Genomic DNA, 5,394 nt, shown 5'->3' with positions numbered 1-5,394 from the left:
GACGGGGACGGCGGCGTCCCGGCCGGCGGGCACGTACTTCGACGCGGCGATGGCGGAGGCGGCCCGGCTCTATGAGGACCTGGAGTCCGAGCGGGCCCTGGCGGCGGTGACCCGGGCGCGGCGGCTGGCCCGCTCCGAAGAAGAGCGCAGCGCGGCGGCCATCTACGAGGGCGTCATCCTGGCGGACATGGGGCGGCGCGATGAGGCGCTGGCGTCGTTCCGGGCGGGGCTGCTGCTGACCCCGGAGGCCCGGCTGCCGGCGAAGGTGTCACCCAAGGTGGAGGGGGACTTCGAATTGGTGCGGAGCGCGGTGCGGCAGGAGCGCGCGGCGGTAGCGAAGCCGGCGGATGCGCCGGTGCGGCCTCCGGTGGCGTTGAGCCCGCCCCAGGTCGCGGCGGTGCCTGCTCCGGCTCCGGGCGTGGATTTGAAGGCGGATGCCCGTGAGGGCGGGATGCGCCGGGTGCCGACGGTGTCGTGGGTGCTGCTGGGCACGGGGGTGGTGGCGGGCGGTGTGGGGTCCATCATCGGGCTCCAGTCGCGCGGCAACGTGGGCTCCGCGCGCGACACGGACCTGTCCGGCGACGTGACCGGGCATCTGGACGATGCGCGGGGGCAGGCGGTCGTGGCGAACGTGCTCTTCGGCACGGCGCTGGCGGCGGCGGCCGGCGCCGTCATCACGTACTTCCTCAGCGGTGAATCCACCGGGTCGGCGGGTGGCCAGTGAAGTGCTGGCTCGCGACGGCCATCGCCTTGGGGGGCCTGGGAATCGGATGCACCGTCCCTGAGACAGACCAGGTCCTCCTGGAGCGGTTCTGTGAAGGGCGAGGGCCGCAGGCATTGGACGGTGTCCTGCGGGCGGATCCGAGCGCCTGCGATCGGGGCCTGGAGTTGACCCTCCAGCCCGTCGGTTTCAATCCCGGCTGCATCCGCGTGACCCTCAGGACCCAGGATGGCACCCGGACCGTGTCCACCCTCGTGCTGGGACGCCAGGAAGCACAGCCTGGAGAGCCCCTCCGGGTGGCGGTCTTGCTGGCCGACACCTGGCGAGGCGACGTCCTCTTCCACGTGGATGCGTTCGAGCAGACCTGCGACACGGCGCCCGTCGCGAGCCAGGTGCTCCCAGCAGTCCCGACGGACAAGGGACAGGTGGCCCAGGCACGGCTCGACCTGACCGCCGAGGACCTGGACCAGGATGGGTTTGTCTCCGCGGCCCAGGGCGGTACCGACTGTGATGACGCGAACGCGAACATCCATCCTGGCGCCGTGGAGCGGTGCAACGGGGTGGATGACAACTGCGTCGACGGAGAGCGCGACGCCGTGGATGCCCCGACGTGGTACGCCGACACGGACCTGGACGGCCATGGTGGGACGCCGGTCCGCGCATGCGTCGCCCCTGCGGGCGCGTATGCCGTGCGCGACGACTGCGACGACCGCAATCGCCTCGTCCATCCAGGTCAGGTCGAGTCCCTTTGCGATGGCAAGGACGACAACTGCAATGGCGACGTCGACGAAGGCTTCAATGTTGGCGCCCCCTGCACCACGGCGCAGTACCTCCCCGGCAGGCTGACCTGTGACGCCGCGCTTCCCACGCGCACCGTCTGCACGGCCATTCCTTCGGTCACGGCAATCGATTCCTCCGAGGTCCTGGAATGACGCCCCAGTCTTCTCACCGGCAGCTCGCGTCACGCGCGTGGATGGTGCTGACCTTCCTGCTTCCCCTGCTCACCGTCTGCTCCAACCCTCCGGACCGGACCTGTCCTTCGGGCTTGCTCTGTCCCGAGGGACGCCAGTGCGCCGCGAAGCAGGACATCTGCATCCCCTCGGACTGCGGCGACGGCATCGTCCAGGACGGCGAGGCCTGCGACGACGGCAACGTCATCGACGGTGACGGCTGCAACCGCACGTGCACCTCCAGGGAGGTGTGCGGAAACGGCGTCGTGGACATCGCCAAGGGCGAGAAGTGCGACGACGGCAACACGCTCGGCGGTGATGCCTGCAGCGCGGACTGCCGCTCCAGCGAGGTCTGCGGCAACGGCGTGCGTGACACCGCCGTGGGCGAGGTGTGCGACGACGGCAACAACGTGAGTGGTGACGGGTGCAGCGCGGACTGCCTGTCCCAGGAGACTTGCGGCAATGGCTATACCGACGTCGCAAGGGAAGAGCGCTGCGACGACGGCAACACCGAGGACGGTGACGGGTGCAGCGCGGACTGCCATGTGGCCGAGGTGTGCGGCGATGGCGCTCGGCAGGGCCGCGAGCAGTGTGACACCCAGGGCGAGTCGGGCACCTGCAATGCCAACTGCACCCTACCGGCTTGTGGCGACGGAATCGTGAATGCCACCGCTGGCGAGCAGTGCGAACACAACAACACGTCCGCGAGGAGCTGCCCCTATGGCCAGGCGACCTGCACCGTCTGCCGGGAGGACTGCATGGCGTTCGTCACCGCCCAGGGCAACGTCTGTGGTGATGGTGCACGAGACACGGTCTATGAAGCCTGCGACGACGGCAACACCACCACCGAGGCCTCCTGCCCCTACGGGACAGCGTCCTGCCAACGGTGCAACGCTGACTGTCAGAGCGCTCTCGCCCTCCGAGGCAATGTCTGCGGAGATGGCATCCAGGACCCGAGTGCCGCGAATGAGGCGTGCGACGACGGCAACACAACGACCGAGACGACCTGCCCGTATGGGGTGGCGAGCTGCGTGGTTTGCAGATCCGACTGCAAGGAGACCTTGAGCGTCACGGGCAACGTCTGTGGCGATGGCCTCGTGGACCGGTCCAACGAAGCCTGTGACGACGGCAATACGACCACGGAAACGGCTTGTCCCTACAACCTCGCGGTCTGTCAGCGATGCAGTAACGACTGCAAGACCGTGCTGCATCTCCAGGGCAATGTGTGTGGGGACGGCGTATTGGACCCGGCGGACGAGGCCTGCGACGACGGCAACACCCTCACCTGCGGCTCGTGCAGCGCCAACTGCCAGGTCAAGACGCTCCAGGCGGCGACGGGCACCATCACGGCCTCCTCCAGCACGAGCATGAATGATGGTGAGACGTTCACCATCAGCGACGGCATCAACACGCCCGTCACGTTCGAGGTGGACCGCAATGGAACGCTCCAGAACCCCGCCCACCAGCGGGTCCAGGTTGAAACCAATACGCCCGCGACCCAGGTCGCGCTCATCATCCGGGACGCCATCAACGCGGTGGCGGAACCGTTCGAAATCGAGGCGTCGGTCGTCACCGGAACGTTCGTCGTGAACGTCACCCACAACCTGAAGGGCTCCATCGGCAACCAGGTGATGACCGAAAAGATCACCAGCTCGACATTCAAGGTGAATGGGATGAACGGAGGCAGCGGCTACGACTGCACCCAGGGCACGAAATGCATGGGCAACGAGGACTGCGCATACGACCTCGTCTGCGATGGAGCCCGGGTCTGTAGCCAGCCCTGATCACGGTGTCAGGCAGGAAGCTGCTCACTCCGCCGCGAGGTTGAGCTTGAAGACGTTGTCCTGGCCCGCCTTCACTTCGAACGAGCGGGTCACGTCCTTGCCCAGGTCCTTGTTCACGACGCGCACTTGATGCGAGCCCTCCGTCGCCTCCACGGCGGCGAAGGGCGTCTGTCCCAGGCTCTTGCCGTCCAGGTACACCGTGCCGAACGGACGGACCCGGAACTCCACCTTGCCCTTGGGCAGGTCGCGACGGACCGGCGTGGCCACGCGGCGGACCGGCGGTGTGACCGGGCTGGTCGTCGCGGGCTTCACGGCAACGGTGGGTCGCGGAGTCGGCGCCACTTCCGCGACCACGCCCGCGTCGCGCACCTCGGCGGCGTTCTCCGTCGCGGGCTTCACTTCGGCCACGACAGCGGGAGTGCCACTGTCCACCGTCTCGGCGGCCACCGGTTCCACGCGCGTCGCCGGAACGACGGGTGTCCCCTTCGGCTCCTGCGGCTTCACATTCACGGTCGCAGCATCCGTCCGAGCCACCGGCGCGGCGGGCTTCTCCCCCTTCCCCAGGAGCGCCAGTCCCCCGGCGAGCCCCAGCACGCTCACCGCCACCATCACGCCCACCAGCTTCCGCCGGGGCGAGCGCACCGCGCCCGCGAGCAGGGGCTGCTCGGAGGCAACCCCCTTCGAGACCTCCTGAGGCTGTGGCCTGGAGGACTCCCGCAGCAGGCTGCCCGCTGAAGGCGTCGCGGGATCCGTCGCCGCGTCGAACCGGCTCGACGGCACGTCGCTCCCGGACGCCGTCACAGCGGGCGCCGCCATCGACCCCCGCGAGGCCAGCGGCTCCCACGCCGTGCCCGCGCGATGGGGCATGGGCGTCGTCGCTGCTTCCACCGCAGGCGCAACGGGCGCCGTCACCCGCCCCTTCGCGGGCGTGTGCGCGACGGGCGCGGCCTCGCCCCCTTCCATCACCTGCGCCACCAGCCGGGCAATCTGGTACGCGCCCACCGGTTCGCCCAGCGACAGCACGAAGCGCTCCAGGTCCGCCTGGAACGCGCGGCAGTCCGGGTAGCGCTGCTCCCGGTCCTTCGCGAGCGCCTGCTCCAAAATCCGCTGCATCGCCTCCGGCAGGTCCGGCCGGCGCTGCACCGCGGGCACGAAGGGCTCGAAGAGGATGGCCTGCATCATGCTCACGTCGGTCGTCGCGTCGAAGGGCCGCTTCCCGGTGAGCAGCTCGTAGAGCACGATGCCCAGCGCGTACACGTCCACGCGCCCATCCATGGGCCGGGCCTGCAGCTGCTCCGGCGGCATGTACGCCACCTTGCCCTTCACCACGCCCGTCGCCGTGCGGTGACTCTGCCCCGCCACCTTCGCGATGCCGAAGTCCACCACCTTCACCGTGCCCTGCCGCGACACCAGCACGTTCTCCGGACTGATGTCCCGGTGCACCAGCCCCAGCGGCGCGCCCGTCTCCGGGTCCGTCAGCTCGTGCGCGAACGCCAGCCCCTCCGCCGCGGCGGCCACCATCTTCGCGCACAGGCCCGCGGGCAGCGGCTGCTTCAATTCCATGGAGCGCTTGATGAGCCGGCGCAGCGTGGGCCCGTCGATGTACTCCATCGCCAGGAAGTAGCTGCCGTCCACCTCGCCGAAGTCGAAGATCTGCACCACGTTCGGGTGGTCCAGCCGGGCGGCCAGCTGCGCCTCGCCCAGGAACATCTCCACGAACGCCTCGTCCTCCGCCAGGTGAGGCAGGATGCGCTTGAGCACCAGCGTCTTCTCGAAGCCCCGGGGCCCCGCGGCCTTCGCGAGGAACACCTCGGCCATGCCTCCCGAGGCGAGCTTCCGCACCAGCTGGTACTTCCCCAATTGCATGGACCCAAAGCTTTCCCACGGATCACCGGAAAAGTGAAACCCCTGCCCGGCGCGGGCGTCCACCCGCCCACCC

General features: G+C 69.2%; 4 protein-coding genes. 3 read left to right on the top strand and 1 reads right to left on the bottom strand.

Features of this window, described 5'->3' with window-relative positions:
* From D7Y21_RS42110 to D7Y21_RS40070, 3 genes are all read left to right on the top strand, one after another.
* Positions 1–724 (top strand): tetratricopeptide repeat protein (locus D7Y21_RS42110; protein WP_121718515.1); only part of this gene is annotated, 724 nt, incomplete at its 5' end.
* 239 nt (positions 725–963) lie between these two features.
* Positions 964–1,653 carry a putative metal-binding motif-containing protein gene (locus D7Y21_RS40075; protein WP_147469520.1) on the top strand — a complete coding sequence of 230 codons (690 nt, stop codon included), beginning with the start codon at positions 964–966 and terminating at the stop codon, positions 1,651–1,653.
* Positions 1,650–3,455, top strand: a complete 1,806-nt coding sequence (locus tag D7Y21_RS40070) for a DUF4215 domain-containing protein (RefSeq protein WP_121718513.1) — start codon at positions 1,650–1,652, stop codon at positions 3,453–3,455. The genes D7Y21_RS40075 and D7Y21_RS40070 overlap by 4 nt, the downstream gene beginning before the upstream one ends.
* Before the next feature lie 24 nt (positions 3,456–3,479).
* Here the strand turns inward: D7Y21_RS40070 and D7Y21_RS40065 are convergent, their stop codons facing one another.
* Positions 3,480–5,321: a serine/threonine-protein kinase gene (locus tag D7Y21_RS40065; RefSeq protein ID WP_121718512.1), complete on the bottom strand. Its 1,842-nt coding sequence runs from the start codon at positions 5,319–5,321 to the stop codon at positions 3,480–3,482.
* Positions 5,322–5,394 lie beyond the last annotated feature (73 nt).

Source organism: Corallococcus sp. AB045 (assembly GCF_003668895.1).
GTDB classification, from domain to species: domain Bacteria; phylum Myxococcota; class Myxococcia; order Myxococcales; family Myxococcaceae; genus Corallococcus; species Corallococcus coralloides.
Note: the sequence above shows the minus strand (reverse complement) of the source record. Positions and strands in the feature narration are given on the sequence as shown.